The organism is Salipiger bermudensis, assembly GCF_019801965.1.
Lineage (GTDB): Bacteria > Pseudomonadota > Alphaproteobacteria > Rhodobacterales > Rhodobacteraceae > Salipiger > Salipiger bermudensis_A.
In genome coordinates this window covers 104,948-117,072 of record NZ_JAHVIA010000010.1, presented here as the reverse complement: position 1 = coordinate 117,072, position 12,125 = coordinate 104,948, and the positions used below count along the sequence as shown (strand labels likewise).

At 65.6% G+C, this 12,125-nt stretch carries 13 protein-coding genes; 9 read left to right on the top strand and 4 right to left on the bottom strand.

The genetic code is table 11. The features are described 5' to 3' along the window. The first annotated feature begins 57 nt into the window (after window positions 1-57). The gene (locus tag KUV62_RS20470) at window positions 58-285 is read left to right on the top strand and encodes a DUF1127 domain-containing protein (protein WP_222605603.1); all 228 of its coding nucleotides are present in this window, start codon (window positions 58-60) and stop codon (window positions 283-285) included. Between the two features lie 80 nt (window positions 286-365). Here the strand turns inward: KUV62_RS20470 and KUV62_RS20465 are convergent, their stop codons facing one another. Next, the gene (locus tag KUV62_RS20465; RefSeq protein ID WP_222605602.1) at window positions 366-794 is read right to left on the bottom strand and encodes a PaaI family thioesterase; all 429 of its coding nucleotides are present in this window, start codon (window positions 792-794) and stop codon (window positions 366-368) included. Here KUV62_RS20465 and KUV62_RS20460 point away from each other — a divergent pair. From KUV62_RS20460 to KUV62_RS20450, 3 genes are all read left to right on the top strand, one after another. Next, window positions 793-1,638, top strand: a complete 846-nt coding sequence (locus KUV62_RS20460) for an enoyl-CoA hydratase (protein WP_261395800.1) — start codon at window positions 793-795, stop codon at window positions 1,636-1,638. The two genes, KUV62_RS20465 and KUV62_RS20460, sit on opposite strands and share 2 nt — an antisense overlap. Window positions 1,639-1,723: 85 nt before the next feature. Further along, window positions 1,724-1,924 carry a DUF2892 domain-containing protein gene (locus KUV62_RS20455; RefSeq protein ID WP_222605600.1) on the top strand — a complete coding sequence of 67 codons (201 nt, stop codon included), beginning with the start codon at window positions 1,724-1,726 and terminating at the stop codon, window positions 1,922-1,924. A 98-nt stretch (window positions 1,925-2,022) separates the two neighbouring features. Beyond that, complete coding sequence (locus KUV62_RS20450) at window positions 2,023-2,367, top strand: excinuclease ABC subunit A (RefSeq protein ID WP_222605599.1); 345 nt, start codon at window positions 2,023-2,025, stop codon at window positions 2,365-2,367. Window positions 2,368-2,461: 94 nt separating this feature from the next. Here the strand turns inward: KUV62_RS20450 and KUV62_RS20445 are convergent, their stop codons facing one another. Then, on the bottom strand, window positions 2,462-3,145 hold the full coding sequence (locus KUV62_RS20445) for a hypothetical protein (protein ID WP_222605598.1): 684 nt from the start codon (window positions 3,143-3,145) through the stop codon (window positions 2,462-2,464). Between the two features lie 225 nt (window positions 3,146-3,370). Further along, a complete protein-coding gene (uvrA, locus tag KUV62_RS20440; RefSeq protein WP_222605597.1) occupies window positions 3,371-6,241 on the bottom strand; it encodes an excinuclease ABC subunit UvrA in 2,871 nt (956 codons plus the stop codon). A gap of 151 nt (window positions 6,242-6,392) precedes the next feature. Between uvrA and KUV62_RS20435 the strand changes: the two genes are divergently transcribed. The 3 genes from KUV62_RS20435 (at window position 6,393) to KUV62_RS20425 (ending at window position 8,235) form a co-directional block, all read left to right on the top strand. Further along, window positions 6,393-6,755, top strand: coding sequence for a rhodanese-like domain-containing protein (locus tag KUV62_RS20435; RefSeq protein WP_222605596.1), 363 nt, complete (start codon window positions 6,393-6,395; stop codon window positions 6,753-6,755). Between the two features lie 217 nt (window positions 6,756-6,972). Next, window positions 6,973-7,593: a MarC family protein gene (locus tag KUV62_RS20430; protein ID WP_222605595.1), complete on the top strand. Its 621-nt coding sequence runs from the start codon at window positions 6,973-6,975 to the stop codon at window positions 7,591-7,593. Between the two features lie 60 nt (window positions 7,594-7,653). Continuing rightward, window positions 7,654-8,235: a TIGR02281 family clan AA aspartic protease gene (locus tag KUV62_RS20425; RefSeq protein ID WP_222605594.1), complete on the top strand. Its 582-nt coding sequence runs from the start codon at window positions 7,654-7,656 to the stop codon at window positions 8,233-8,235. A 216-nt stretch (window positions 8,236-8,451) separates the two neighbouring features. On the opposite strand, the gene KUV62_RS20420 is transcribed toward KUV62_RS20425, so the two are convergent. Next, window positions 8,452-9,021 (bottom strand): YcbK family protein, encoded by a 570-nt coding sequence (locus tag KUV62_RS20420; RefSeq protein WP_222605593.1) that lies wholly within the window; start codon window positions 9,019-9,021, stop codon window positions 8,452-8,454. Window positions 9,022-9,354: 333 nt separating this feature from the next. On the opposite strand from KUV62_RS20420, the gene KUV62_RS20415 reads away from it, so the two are divergent. Next, the gene (locus tag KUV62_RS20415) at window positions 9,355-10,989 is read left to right on the top strand and encodes a murein L,D-transpeptidase (protein WP_222605592.1); all 1,635 of its coding nucleotides are present in this window, start codon (window positions 9,355-9,357) and stop codon (window positions 10,987-10,989) included. Window positions 10,990-11,018: 29 nt separating this feature from the next. After that, the gene (lpxD, locus tag KUV62_RS20410; protein WP_222605591.1) at window positions 11,019-12,113 is read left to right on the top strand and encodes a UDP-3-O-(3-hydroxymyristoyl)glucosamine N-acyltransferase; all 1,095 of its coding nucleotides are present in this window, start codon (window positions 11,019-11,021) and stop codon (window positions 12,111-12,113) included. Window positions 12,114-12,125: the final 12 nt, after the last annotated feature.

The window sequence follows — 12,125 nt, the reverse complement described above, 5'->3', positions numbered from 1 at the left end:
ATCAAAACATCACGGAAATCAAGGATATTGTATCAATACAACTTACGGAGACATCCCATGACCAACACCGCCCACGCCCCGCTCATTGCCTATCTCGACACGCAGCGCCCGCTGCCGCTGCTCTCGGCAATCGCGCTGCGCACCGCGGTGGTGCTGGCCAAGTGGTCCGAGCGCCAGCGCACCCGAAAGGCGCTTGGCCAGCTCGACGACCATTTGCTGCGTGATGTCGGCCTGGAACGGCACGTCGCCTACAAGGAGGCACGCCGCATGTTCTGGCAGGGCTGATTCCCCGGACCTGCCGGAACCTCTTCCCCTGGGCGCGAGGCATTCCTCGCGCCTTTTTTGCTGCGGGACGCCTCCGCGCCCTACCCCACGGGCGCCGGCGGGATCGAATAGGTCAGCGAGGCATGCGCCACCGGCTTGTCCGAGCCTTCCGAGAACAGCAGCACATCGGTCACGCTCAGGCTCCGCCCGAGCTTCAGCAGCCGCGCCTCGGCGAGCAGGTCCTTGCCCGCCTCCGGCTTGCGCATGAAATCGATCGAGCAATGAGTCGTTACCGTCAGCGCCTGCCGGCCGATCCGCGCCAGCGTCGCCACATAGGCCGCGACATCGGCGAGCGAGAACATCGACGGCCCCGACACGGTGCCGCCCGGGCGCAGGTGGGCGTCGGAGACATGCAGGCGCATCACCAGCAGATCCTCGTCGAGCCGGTCAATGCCGAACATGCCGTCGACCTGCGGAAACACCTCCGCGAGGTAGCTCTCGACCTCCTCCACCGTCATTGCCAGCGCCATGCTTGTCCTCCCTCTCGCAGCACGGCTAACCTCAGCGCAAACAGAGGGAGAGGACAAGATGGCTCTGCTGGAACGTCACGACACCGGCGCGGTCGCGCATCTGCGCATGACCGCGCCCGAGCGGCTCAACGCGCTCTCAGACGAGATGCTCGCCGCGCTGAAGGCGCAGATCGATGCACTCCAGGAGGATCGCAGCATCCGGGCGGTGGTAATCTCGGGCGAGGGCAAGGCGTTCTGCGCCGGGCATGATCTCAAGCAGATGCAGCAGGGCCGGCAGGCGGAGGATGGCGGCAAGGCCTACTTTGCCGATCTCTTCGCGCGCTGCACCGAGGTGATGACCGGGCTGCAGCGCCTGCCCCAGCCGGTGATCGCGCAGGTTCACGGCATCGCCACCGCCGCGGGTTGCCAGCTCGTGGCCTCCTGCGATCTCGCGGTCGCCGCCAAGGGCACGCGGTTCGGCGTGAACGGGGTGAATATCGGGCTGTTCTGCTCGACACCGATGGTGGCCCTCACCCGCAACATCCCGCGCAAGCACGCCTTCGAGATGCTCTCGACCGGCCGCTTCGCAGACGCCCATGAGGCCCGCGACATGGGACTGATCAACCGCGTGGTGCCCGCCGACCAGTTGGCCGAGGCCACCGCAGAGCTGGCCGCAACCGTAGCCGGCAAGCTTGGCGCGGCGGTGAAGATCGGCAAGGAGGCGTTCTACGCGCAGGCCCAGATGGGGCTCGACGAGGCCTATGCCTATGCCGCCGAGGTGATGGTCGAAAACATGCTCTGGCGCGACACCGAGGAAGGCATCGCGGCCTTCCTCGAGAAGCGCCCGCCGGACTGGACGCAATAGGCCGCGCTTGGTGACCATGTCACAGACAGCCGCGCCGCGATGCGCGATGACAGGTCAGGACTGCAACCCTGAAAGGACCTGACCCATGTTTGCCAAGAATGTCGGAGGGATCGACAAGATCCTGCGCATCGTCGTCGGCGCACTTCTGGTGCTCGCCTACTTCCTCACCGACGGCCCCTATAGCTGGCTCTACCTGCTCGGCATCATCCCGCTGGTGACGGGATTGCTCGGCACCTGCCCGATCTATTCGCTGATTGGCGTGAACACCTGCGCGCTGAAAAAGTGACGGGCTCGGGTGAGCGGGGGCCCGCTCACGCTGCGACGAGGGGGAACAAATCCGCGCGCGGCTCGCGTTATATACGCGAGCAATCAAGGAGAAACGCAATGTTCCGCACCCTCGTCCTCGCCGCCATGTCCGCTGGCGCCCTGAGCATGCCCATCGCCGCCAGCGCGGCTCCGAAGGGCTGCCCGCCGGGTCTCGCTAAGAAGCACAACGGCTGCAACCCGCCGGGTCAGGTCAAGGGCTACAGCGATCGCGACGACGACCACCGCTATCGCTACCGCACCGGCGACCGCATTGGCGGAGACGTCATCATCCTGCGCAACCCGGATCGCTACGGGCTGCCCAACGGCACCTATTACCGCAACGATGACGTGGTCTACCGCGTCGATCCCGAGACGCGGAAGGTCCTGAACGTGATCGGCGCCATCGCTGCGCTGGCCGACTGATCCTACGGAACCTTTGTCCGCACAGCACCGAAGCCGCGTCTTTACAGGCGCGGCTTTTGTCGTCGGCACGCCCGCGATCCTTTTGAAACCGGGGTCAGCGCTCGCCCACGAAACTCACGCGGCCCTCGAGGATCCCCGTCACGACGTCACAGCCCTGAGCTTCGAGGAAGTAATAGGCCGCCGCCGAGAACCGCCGCGGCGCCAGCCCGTAGATCAGCAGATCGATATAACCGGCGGTGACCGGCGGCGTGATCCCGGAGAGATCGAGAAGTGTCTGGCGGTGCTGTTCCGGCATCGCCGAGAGCTCCATGGCGTTGGCGATGAACTCGTGATCGACCAGCGCCACGGGGCGCACGCCGCGCGTCTGTTCGACCACCGCATGAGCCATCTCGTGGGTCAGCAGCGAGCCAAACACCACCTCGTCAGGAAGCAATGAATAGGGGTCCTCGGGCAGCAAATGCGCGCGCATCAGGTCTGGCGCGATGATCCGGATGCGGTTCTGCGTGCAGTCATAGGCCGCGAGGCAAAGGCCCATGCCGTGGATCACCCCCTCCTCGGTGGCGATGACGATGGGCTTGACCGGCACCAGCCCGCAGACCGCCAGCGCCTCTCTCGCCTGCCCGGCGGCCTCGCAGATCAGCGTGCGCGCGGCCTCGTCCGGCGCCTCGACCAGAACGCCGGGATCGTCGCAGGGCACCGGATCGGCCAGCGCTGCCGCGGGAGCTGTGGCAAGCGCCAGCGCGGCGCCAATACGCATGACGTGATTGAAGACAGGCATCGCGGCTCCTCCCCCAAGGCCCGATAGACAGACCGCGAAACTAACCGGATGTGTTGGCCTCCGTCCTTGACCGAGGTCACGGCGCGATCCGGCAGGCTCTGCCTTCCCACATCGCGACCGGGCGCAGGGCGCGTGAGGGTTTCCAGTTGCGAACACAACCATAACAAGAAACGCCCCCGCAGATCCCTGCGAGGGCGCATCTATCCCGAACCCGAGAGAGACGACCTATTCCGCCGCCACCTTGCCCGAGCGCAGCATCGGCTTGAGGTAGCGCCCGGTATGCGAGCGCTCGACCTCGGCCACCTCTTCGGGCGTCCCGGTGGCAACAATCTCGCCGCCGCCATCGCCGCCCTCGGGGCCGATGTCGATCAGGTGGTCGGCGGTCTTGATGACGTCGAGATTGTGCTCGATCACAACCACCGTGTTGCCCTGCTCGACCAGCTCGTGCAGCACCTCCAGGAGCTTGCGCACGTCCTCGAAATGCAGGCCGGTGGTCGGCTCGTCGAGGATGTAGAGCGTGCGCCCGGTGGAGCGCTTGGCCAGTTCCTTCGACAGCTTCACCCTCTGTGCCTCGCCGCCGGATAGCGTCGTGGCCTGCTGGCCGACCTTGACGTAGCCGAGGCCCACGCGCATCAGCGCATCCATCTTCTCCCGGATCGAGGGCACCGCCGTGAAGAACTCCTGCGCCTCTTCCACAGTCATATCAAGCACATCGGCGATGCTCTTGCCCTTGAACTTGATCTCCAGCGTCTCGCGGTTGTAGCGCTTGCCCTTGCAGGTCTCGCACTCGACATAGACGTCCGGCAGGAAGTGCATCTCGATCTTGATGACACCGTCGCCCTGGCAGGCCTCGCAGCGCCCACCCTTGACGTTGAACGAGAAGCGCCCCGGCTTGTAGCCCCGCGCCTTGGCCTCGGGCAGCCCGGCAAACCAGTCGCGGATCGGGGTGAAGGCACCGGTATAGGTCGCCGGGTTGGAGCGCGGCGTGCGCCCGATCGGGCGCTGGTCGATGTCGATCACCTTGTCGAGATGCTCGAAGCCCTTGATGGTCTCGCAGGGCGCCGGCGTCTCGCGGGCGCCGTTGAGCTTCATCGCGGCGTTCTTGTAGAGCGTCTCGATGGTCAGGGTCGACTTGCCGCCGCCCGACACGCCGGTGACGCAGACAAACTTGCCCAGCGGAAACTCGGCGGTGACCTCCTTGAGGTTGTTGCCCGTGGCCTTGACCACCTTGAGCTTCTTCTTGTTCCCCTTGCGCCGCTTGGCAGGCACGGCGATCTCGCGCGTGCCGGCAAGATACTGGCCGGTGAGGCTGCCGGCATCCGCGGCGATCGCGTCGGGCGTACCGTGGCTGACCACCTGCCCGCCATGCACGCCTGCGCCGGGGCCGATGTCGAAGACGTAGTCGGCCTGGCGGATCATGTCCTCGTCATGCTCGACCACGATCACCGTGTTGCCCTGGTCGCGGAGCGATTTGAGCGTGCCGATAAGGCGGTCATTGTCGCGCTGGTGCAGGCCGATCGAGGGCTCGTCGAGCACGTAGAGCACGCCCGTGAGGCCGCTGCCGATCTGGCTCGCAAGCCGGATGCGCTGGCTCTCGCCTCCCGAGAGCGTGCCGGCGGCGCGGCTCATGGTGAGGTATTCGAGGCCGACATTGTTGAGGAAGCCGAGCCGCTCGCGAATCTCCTTGAGGATGGCGCGGGCGATCTCGTTCTTCTGGCCCGAGAGCGCCGCCGGCACCGTCTCGATCCAGGCGAAGGCCTCCTTGATCGACATCTCGACCACGTGGCCGATATGCAGGAGGTTGTCGGGGCTGCCGATCTTCACCGCCAGCGCCTCCTCGCGCAGACGGTAGCCACCGCAGCTGCCGCAGGGTCGGTTGTTCTGGTAGCGCTCGAATTCCTCGCGGATCCAGTTGCTGTCGGTCTCGCGATAGCGCCGCTCCATGTTGGGGATCACCCCCTCGAAGACGCGGCTGACCTGGTAGACCCGGCCGCCCTCGTCATAGCGGAACGGGATCTCCTCGTCGCCGGAGCCGTGCAGGAAGACCTGCTGCACATGCGCCGGAAGATCCTTCCAGCGCTCGTTCTTGTTGAACTCGTAATGCTTGGCGATCGACTCGATGGTCTGAAGGAAATACGGCGACTTGCCCTTGCGCCACGGCGCGATGGCCCCGTCGGAGATCTTCAGCGTGGCATCCGGCACCACCAGCCGCTCATCGAAGAACAGCTCGACCCCGAGCCCGTCGCAATCCGGGCAGGCCCCGAAGGGCGCGTTGAACGAGAACAGCCGCGGCTCGATCTCGGGGATGGTGAAGCCGCTCACCGGGCAGGCGAAATTCTCCGAGAAGGTGATGCGCTCGGGCTCGCCCTCCTTCGGCGCGGTCTCGAGGATGGCGATGCCTGAGGCGAGATCCAGCGCGGTGCGGAAACTGTCGGCCAGCCGGGTCTCGAGCCCCTCGCGCACCACGATGCGGTCGACCACCACGTCGATGTCATGGCGGAACTTCTTGTCGAGCGTCGGCGGCTCGTCGAGCTCGTAGAACTGGCCGTCGACCTTGACGCGCTGGAAGCCCTGCTTGCGCAGCTCGAGGAATTCCTTGCGATACTCGCCCTTGCGGTCCCGGATGATCGGCGCCAGAAGGTATCCGCGGGTGCCCTCCTCCATCGCCATCACGCGGTCGACCATGTCCTGCACCTGCTGCGCCTCGATGGGCATGCCGGTTGCGGGAGAATAGGGCGTGCCGACGCGGGCGAAGAGCAGGCGCAGGTAGTCGTAGATCTCGGTCACCGTGCCGACGGTCGAGCGCGGGTTCTTCGACGTGGTCTTCTGCTCGATGGAGATTGCCGGCGACAACCCGGCGATATGGTCGACATCGGGCTTTTCCATCATGTCGAGGAACTGCCGCGCATAGGCCGAGAGGCTCTCGACATAGCGGCGCTGCCCTTCGGCATAGATGGTGTCGAAGGCAAGCGAAGACTTGCCCGAGCCCGACAGGCCGGTGATGACCACCAGCTCGTCGCGGGGAATGTCGACATCGATGGATTTCAGATTGTGCTCGCGCGCACCGCGAACCTCGATCTGCTTCAACTCTGGCATGAGACCTCCGGACAGGATTGCCCGTTACATAGGCGAAAGCGCCGGCTTGGCCAATGCCAAAACCAGAACATTGCAAGAACGTTACCACGCAGGTATTACATTCCCATTTGTGAATGCTTATAGCATGGGCATCCACAGCAGGAGATCCGTGATGTTCGCCTTCCGCAAAGCCTTTCGCAGCCCCGAATTGACGGCGGCCGAAGCGGTGGCCCGGGCCGCCGCCGGTGAGCTCGTCCTCATCGACATCCGTGACGGCGCCGAGCTGGCGGCAAGCGGCAAGGCCCGGGGTGCGCTGCACGTGCCGATGGCCGCCTTCGCCATGCGCTGCGATCCGCGCAGCCCCGAATGCTTGCCCGAGCTCGCCTCCGGCAAGCCGATCGCGGTCTATTGCGCCAGCGGCGCCCGCTCCGGCATGGCCAAGGGCATGCTGAAACGCTTCGGCTACGAGGACGTGCACAATATCGGTGGCCTTGCGCATTGGCAGCGCGCGGGCGGCGCAGTGGAAGCGGCCTGAGCCTTCCTTGCCTCCCCCCGAAGCCGCGCCCGGCCGCCGGGTCCGGCCTGCCTCCGGCGGGAGTATTTTTGACGAAGAGAAGCAAGGGGCGCGCTGCTCATGTCTTCTTCTGGCTGCAAATATCCCGGGGAACGCCGCGCGCCCCATCGAGCGGCGACACGAGGCGCAGCGGAACACGGTGCTGGACAGGCCGCGTCGGCCAGCCTACCCCTGAGCCATGGACAGCGCCTTCTACATCACCGCCTTCGCCACGCTCTTCGTGGTGATCGACCCGATCGGGCTGACCCCGATCTTCATCGCGCTGACCTCCGGTGCGGACAGCCGGCACCGGCGCATCCTGGCGCTGCGCTCCTGCGGCATCGCCATGGGCATCCTGATGCTCTTCACCTTCTTCGGCGAAAAGGTGCTCGGCTTCATCGGCATCTCGATGCCCGCCTTCCGCATCGCCGGCGGAATCCTGCTGTTTCTCACTGCCCTCGACATGCTATTCGAGCGCCGCTCGAAGCGGCGCGAGGACAAGGCAGAGGAAGACGACGCCCTGCCCGACCCGTCGGTGTTTCCCATCGCCATTCCGCTGATCGCCGGCCCCGGGGCCATCGCCACGATGATCCTGCTCGCCGGCCAGACCGGCTCGCCGCTGGAGATGGCGGCGGTGATCGGGGTGATGATCTCGGTGCTGCTGATCGTGTTGCTGATGTTTCTCGCCGCGCCGATCATCGAGCGCCTGCTCGGCCATACCGGCATCGTGGTGGTCACCCGGCTTCTCGGTATGCTGCTCGCCGCGCTGTCGGTGCAATTCGTCATCGACGGGCTGCGCAACGTCGGCGCGGTCGGATAGATCCTGCATTCCGGCGCCCGAGCGCCTACATTGAGGGAAACCGCCCCCACGGATGAGCGCATGACAGGAAACGATCTCGGACATCTGGCCTATCTCGGCCTGCTCGCGGCGGTGCTGATCTTCTGGTTCTTCGTCAAGGATCGCACCGGGCTCGGCCGGAAGCTACAATACCTGACGGTCTGGGGCCTGATCTTCCTCGGCGCGGTGGCCGCGATCGGGCTATGGGGCGACATTCGCCAGACGGTGATGCCACAACAGGCTGTGTTTACCGAGGCCGGCCGCGTCGAGCTGCCGCGCGCGCCCGACGGGCATTACTATGTCTCCCTCGAGATCAACGGCATCCCCACGCGCTTCGTCATCGACACCGGCGCCACCGGCATGGTGCTGTCGCGCAGCGACGCCGCGCGCATCGGGCTCGCCCCGGAGGCGCTGCTGTTCCATGGCGAAGCCAACACCGCCAATGGCCGGGTGCGCACCGCGCCGGTGCGGCTGGATACGGTGGCGCTCGGCCCGTTCACCGACCGCAACCTGCGGGCCTACGTCAACGAGGGCGAGATGCGCAGCTCGCTTCTGGGCATGAGCTACCTGCAACGCTTCGACCGGCTGGAAATCTCGGGCGGCAGACTGATCCTCGAACGCTGAGTCGCGCGCCGAGCGAGGCCACCGCCACGAGAGAGCCGCCTCAATCCGCGCCAGATGCCCTTGCGGCAGGCACTGTGGCCCGGTTGGCGAGGCGCACGATGCGGCGCCCGGATCAGGCCCGTGAATAAACCATGAAATCGCCGGAAAAAGCAAAGGCGCCCGGAACCGGACGCCTTGCAACATGTTATTCTTTTAACACGCGGTGAAAGTCGGCGCTCAGCTTCCCCAGGTGCGCACCGGCCCGCAATCCATGTGAACGAAGCTCGAGCTGGTGTAGCGCCCGACACCACCGGCCTTGCAAGCTGCGGCCGCGCGCGCGATCTGGTTGACGGAGCGCGACTTGAGATGAAGGTCGGCCGCCTCGCCGAGTAGGTGACGCGAGTTTTTCGCGACGCCCGAGCTGCGCGAGCGCAGCATCGCGTTGGTCTTGGGGCTGCGATAGCCCGAGATCAGCATGTAAGGCTCGTCACTATCGAGAAGATTGTGAGCCGCCGTCATGATGTCGATGGTGCGCGGATCGATCGACTTAACGTCATTGGTCCGCCAGTCGCGCATGAAGTGGTTGATCTGCTTGAGGGATTCAGAGATGTACTCGCCCTCGATCCAGTAGATCATATCGATCTTTTCGCCGGTCCGGCCGGAGTACATTTTCAGTCGGCGAATGTCGCCGGCGCCGCGGAGGAACCCTGCCGCGTTTGCATAAGTCGGAGCTGCTGTGATGAGTGTTGCGCCGAATGCGCCAAGAAGGCCGCGGCGTGTGAGGCCGCCTGCAGTGATTTTTGTCATGTGAAAGCGCCTGTCCCGTTAAGTCGCTGTACCTGTTTGCGTCGCCTCGTTGGACGACCCTGCCATCTATCCCCAGATGCGTGGATTATATGCCACAGAGTAAAAATTCTGAGAAGGCGGTTTTGGCCGTTTGGGAGACATTGAGGCGATTTCGGCAAGATCCTGCGCAAATCGCCTACATCTTGTGGCCACTTCGCGCCGACTTCCAGAAGCGGTGCAGCACTGCCGCGCTGCGGCGCGATTATCACGCTCTCGGGAAATGTGAGTGGACAGGTTAGACTCCTGACGTTCAACACTAGTTTTGTAGCAGGCCGTTCGAGTTCAGGGATCACTATGACAAATTCACGCAGGCGCACTTTCTCCGCTCTGAAGCTCGGTCTCCTCGCCGGGACCGCCGCTGCCTGGATATTGGGCAGCGCGCCGCAGATGGCGCAGGCACAGTCGCTGGCGCTCACCGGCTACAAGCAGGCGGTGGCCGAGTCGCTTTCGGGCGACGAGGGCATGGCCGCCTTCTACCGTGCCCGGGGATTCGAACCGATCTGGACCTCGGCCGACGATGCCGCCACCGCGCGCCGCGCGGCACTGATCGAGGCGCTGTCGAGCGCCGGCGTGCACGGGCTGCCGGCGGGACGCTATGATCCCACCGCCCTGCTGACCCGGATGCGCGCCGTGCGCAGCGACCGCGATCGCGGCCTGCTCGAGATCGAGCTGTCGCGCGCCTACCTGCAATTCGCCCATGACCTGAGCGGCGGGGCCCTCGACGGCCGCCGTATCGACAGCGGCATCAAGCGTGCGCCGGTACGCCGCCCCTCCGAGGAGCTGCTCGCGGCGCTGGCCGATGGCGAGCCGCGCGCGGTCCTGCGTGAACTCGCTCCGAAATCGCCCGAATACACCCGCCTGATGCGCGAGAAGCTGACGCTCGAGCGGGTGATCGCCCGCGGTGGCTGGGGCGCGCCGGTGACCGTCGGCAAACTCGATCCGGGCGACACCGGCCCCGGTGTCGTCATCCTGCGAGACCGGCTGGTGGAGATGGGCTATCTCAAACCGACGCTTTCCGCCCGCTACGACGATGCGGTGCGCGAGGCGGTGCTGTCCTTCCAGGAGGATCACGGGCTGGCAGCCGATGGCGTGGCCGGCTCCTCCACCCTCACCGCGCTCAACGTGCCCGCGACCGAGCGCCTGAAATCGGTGCTCGTCGCGATGGAACGCGAGCGCTGGATCAACTTCGCCGAGGGGCTCGGCCAGCGCCACGTTCTGGTGAACCTGGTCGATTTTCACGCCCAGATCGTCGATGACGGCAAGGTTTCGTTCGAGACCCGCTCTGTCGTCGGCCATCAGGATCCCGATCGCCGCACGCCGGAGTTCTCCGACGTGATGGAATTCATGGTCATCAACCCGTCCTGGTACGTGCCGCGCTCTATCATCGTGAACGAGTACCTGCCGCAGCTGCGCCGCAACCCGGGAGCGGTCAGCCATCTCGAGATCACCGACAGCCGCGGGCGCCGGGTCAATCGGGGCAATGGCTTCGCGCAATATTCCGCGGCCAGCTTCCCCTTCGCCATGCGCCAGCCGCCGGGCCCGAAGAACGCGCTCGGCCAGGTGAAGTTCATGTTCCCGAACAAGTACAACATCTACCTGCACGATACGCCCTCGAAGCATCTCTTCGCGCGGGATCAGCGGACCTATTCGCATGGCTGCATCCGGCTCGGCGACCCGAAGGATTTCGCCTACGCGCTGCTGGCGCTGCAGACCGATGACCCGGAGGGCTTCTTTAACGCGCGCCTGCGGACGGGTTCGGAAACCCGCGTCAATCTCGAGCAGCCGGTGCCGGTGCACCTGATCTACCGCACGGCCTTCACCCAGGCGAAGGGCAAGGTGAACTACCGCGCCGATGTCTACGGGCGCGACGCCAAGATCTGGGACGCCCTCGCGGCAGCAGGGGTGGCACTGGGCGGCGTGGAGAGTTAAATCCTGCGGGAGACATTCCGGAGGATCCGATGCCGACCTACAGCATTTCCGAAATCGCCGCAGCGCTCGGGCTCGACGCGCTTGGCGAGACCGACATCCGCGTCAGCGGCGTAGCCGAGCCCGCGATGGCCGGCGAAGATCAGCTTGCACTGGCAATGAAGCCGGAATACGCCGAGCAGCTCTCAGAGGGCAAGGCGCGCGCCGCCCTGCTCTGGGAGGGCGCCGACTGGCAGGCGATGGGGCTGAGCGCGGTGATCCTGCCCAAGCGTCCGCGGCACTCGCTGTCGGTCGTCTCGGCGATGATGGATCCCGGTCAGGGCTATCATGACGGCATCCACCCGATGGCGGTGATCGATCCGTCGGCGCGGCTCGGCGAAGGCGTGTCGGTCGGGCCGTTCACGGTGATCGGGGCCGGTGTCAGCATCGGCGCAGGCTCGGTGATCGGGCCGCAGGTCAATATCGGCTGGAACACCACCATCGGCGAGGGGGCGCTGATCCATGCGGGCGCCAAGATCGGCGCGCGCTGCACCATCGGGGCGCGCTTCATCGCCCAGCCCAACGCGGTGATCGGCGGCGACGGATTCTCCTACGTGACCCCCGAGCCCTCGGGCGTCGAGAAGGTGCGAGAGAGCCTCGGCAAGGATGCCGGCGGCGAGGCGCAGGCCTGGGCCCGCATCCACTCGCTGGGCGGTGTCACCATCGCCGACGATGTCGAGGTCGGCGCCAATGCGTGTATCGACCGCGGCACGGTGCGCGACACGATGATCGGCGCCGGCACCAAGATCGACAACCTCGTGCAGGTCGGCCACAACACCATCGTGGGCGAGAATTGCCTGCTCTGCGGCCTTGCCGGCGTGGCGGGCTCGGCCAAGATCGGCAACAATGTGGTGATGGCGGGCCAGAGCGGCCTCGTCGACAATGTCTTCGTCGGCGACAACGTGGTGATCGGTGCCGGCGCCAAGGTTCTGGCCAATGTGCCGGCCGGTCGCGCCATGCTCGGATACCCGGCGATCAAGATGGATCAGCACGTCGAGAGCTACAAGGGCATGCGCCGTCTTCCCCGTCTGTTCCGTGATGTCGCGGAGCTTAAGAAAGCGGTTTCCAAGCTGACGGGGAATGAGTAGACGACCCCTGAC

Excerpts from the sequence above, each read along its gene's own strand:
- lpxD (WP_222605591.1), top strand. The coding sequence starts at position 11,019 with ATGCCGACCTACAGCATTTCCGAAATCGCCGCAGCGCTCGGGCTCGAC.
- KUV62_RS20425 (WP_222605594.1), top strand. The coding sequence starts at position 7,654 with ATGACAGGAAACGATCTCGGACATCTGGCCTATCTCGGCCTGCTCGCG.
- uvrA (WP_222605597.1), bottom strand. The coding sequence starts at position 6,241 with ATGCCAGAGTTGAAGCAGATCGAGGTTCGCGGTGCGCGCGAGCACAAT.
- KUV62_RS20415 (WP_222605592.1), top strand. The coding sequence starts at position 9,355 with ATGACAAATTCACGCAGGCGCACTTTCTCCGCTCTGAAGCTCGGTCTC.
- KUV62_RS20435 (WP_222605596.1), top strand. The coding sequence starts at position 6,393 with ATGTTCGCCTTCCGCAAAGCCTTTCGCAGCCCCGAATTGACGGCGGCC.
- KUV62_RS20430 (WP_222605595.1), top strand. The coding sequence starts at position 6,973 with ATGGACAGCGCCTTCTACATCACCGCCTTCGCCACGCTCTTCGTGGTG.
- KUV62_RS20445 (WP_222605598.1), bottom strand. The coding sequence starts at position 3,145 with ATGCCTGTCTTCAATCACGTCATGCGTATTGGCGCCGCGCTGGCGCTT.
- KUV62_RS20465 (WP_222605602.1), bottom strand. The coding sequence starts at position 794 with ATGGCGCTGGCAATGACGGTGGAGGAGGTCGAGAGCTACCTCGCGGAG.
- KUV62_RS20470 (WP_222605603.1), top strand. The coding sequence starts at position 58 with ATGACCAACACCGCCCACGCCCCGCTCATTGCCTATCTCGACACGCAG.
- KUV62_RS20450 (WP_222605599.1), top strand. The coding sequence starts at position 2,023 with ATGTTCCGCACCCTCGTCCTCGCCGCCATGTCCGCTGGCGCCCTGAGC.
- KUV62_RS20420 (WP_222605593.1), bottom strand. The coding sequence starts at position 9,021 with ATGACAAAAATCACTGCAGGCGGCCTCACACGCCGCGGCCTTCTTGGC.
- KUV62_RS20455 (WP_222605600.1), top strand. The coding sequence starts at position 1,724 with ATGTTTGCCAAGAATGTCGGAGGGATCGACAAGATCCTGCGCATCGTC.
- KUV62_RS20460 (WP_261395800.1), top strand. The coding sequence starts at position 793 with ATGCTTGTCCTCCCTCTCGCAGCACGGCTAACCTCAGCGCAAACAGAG.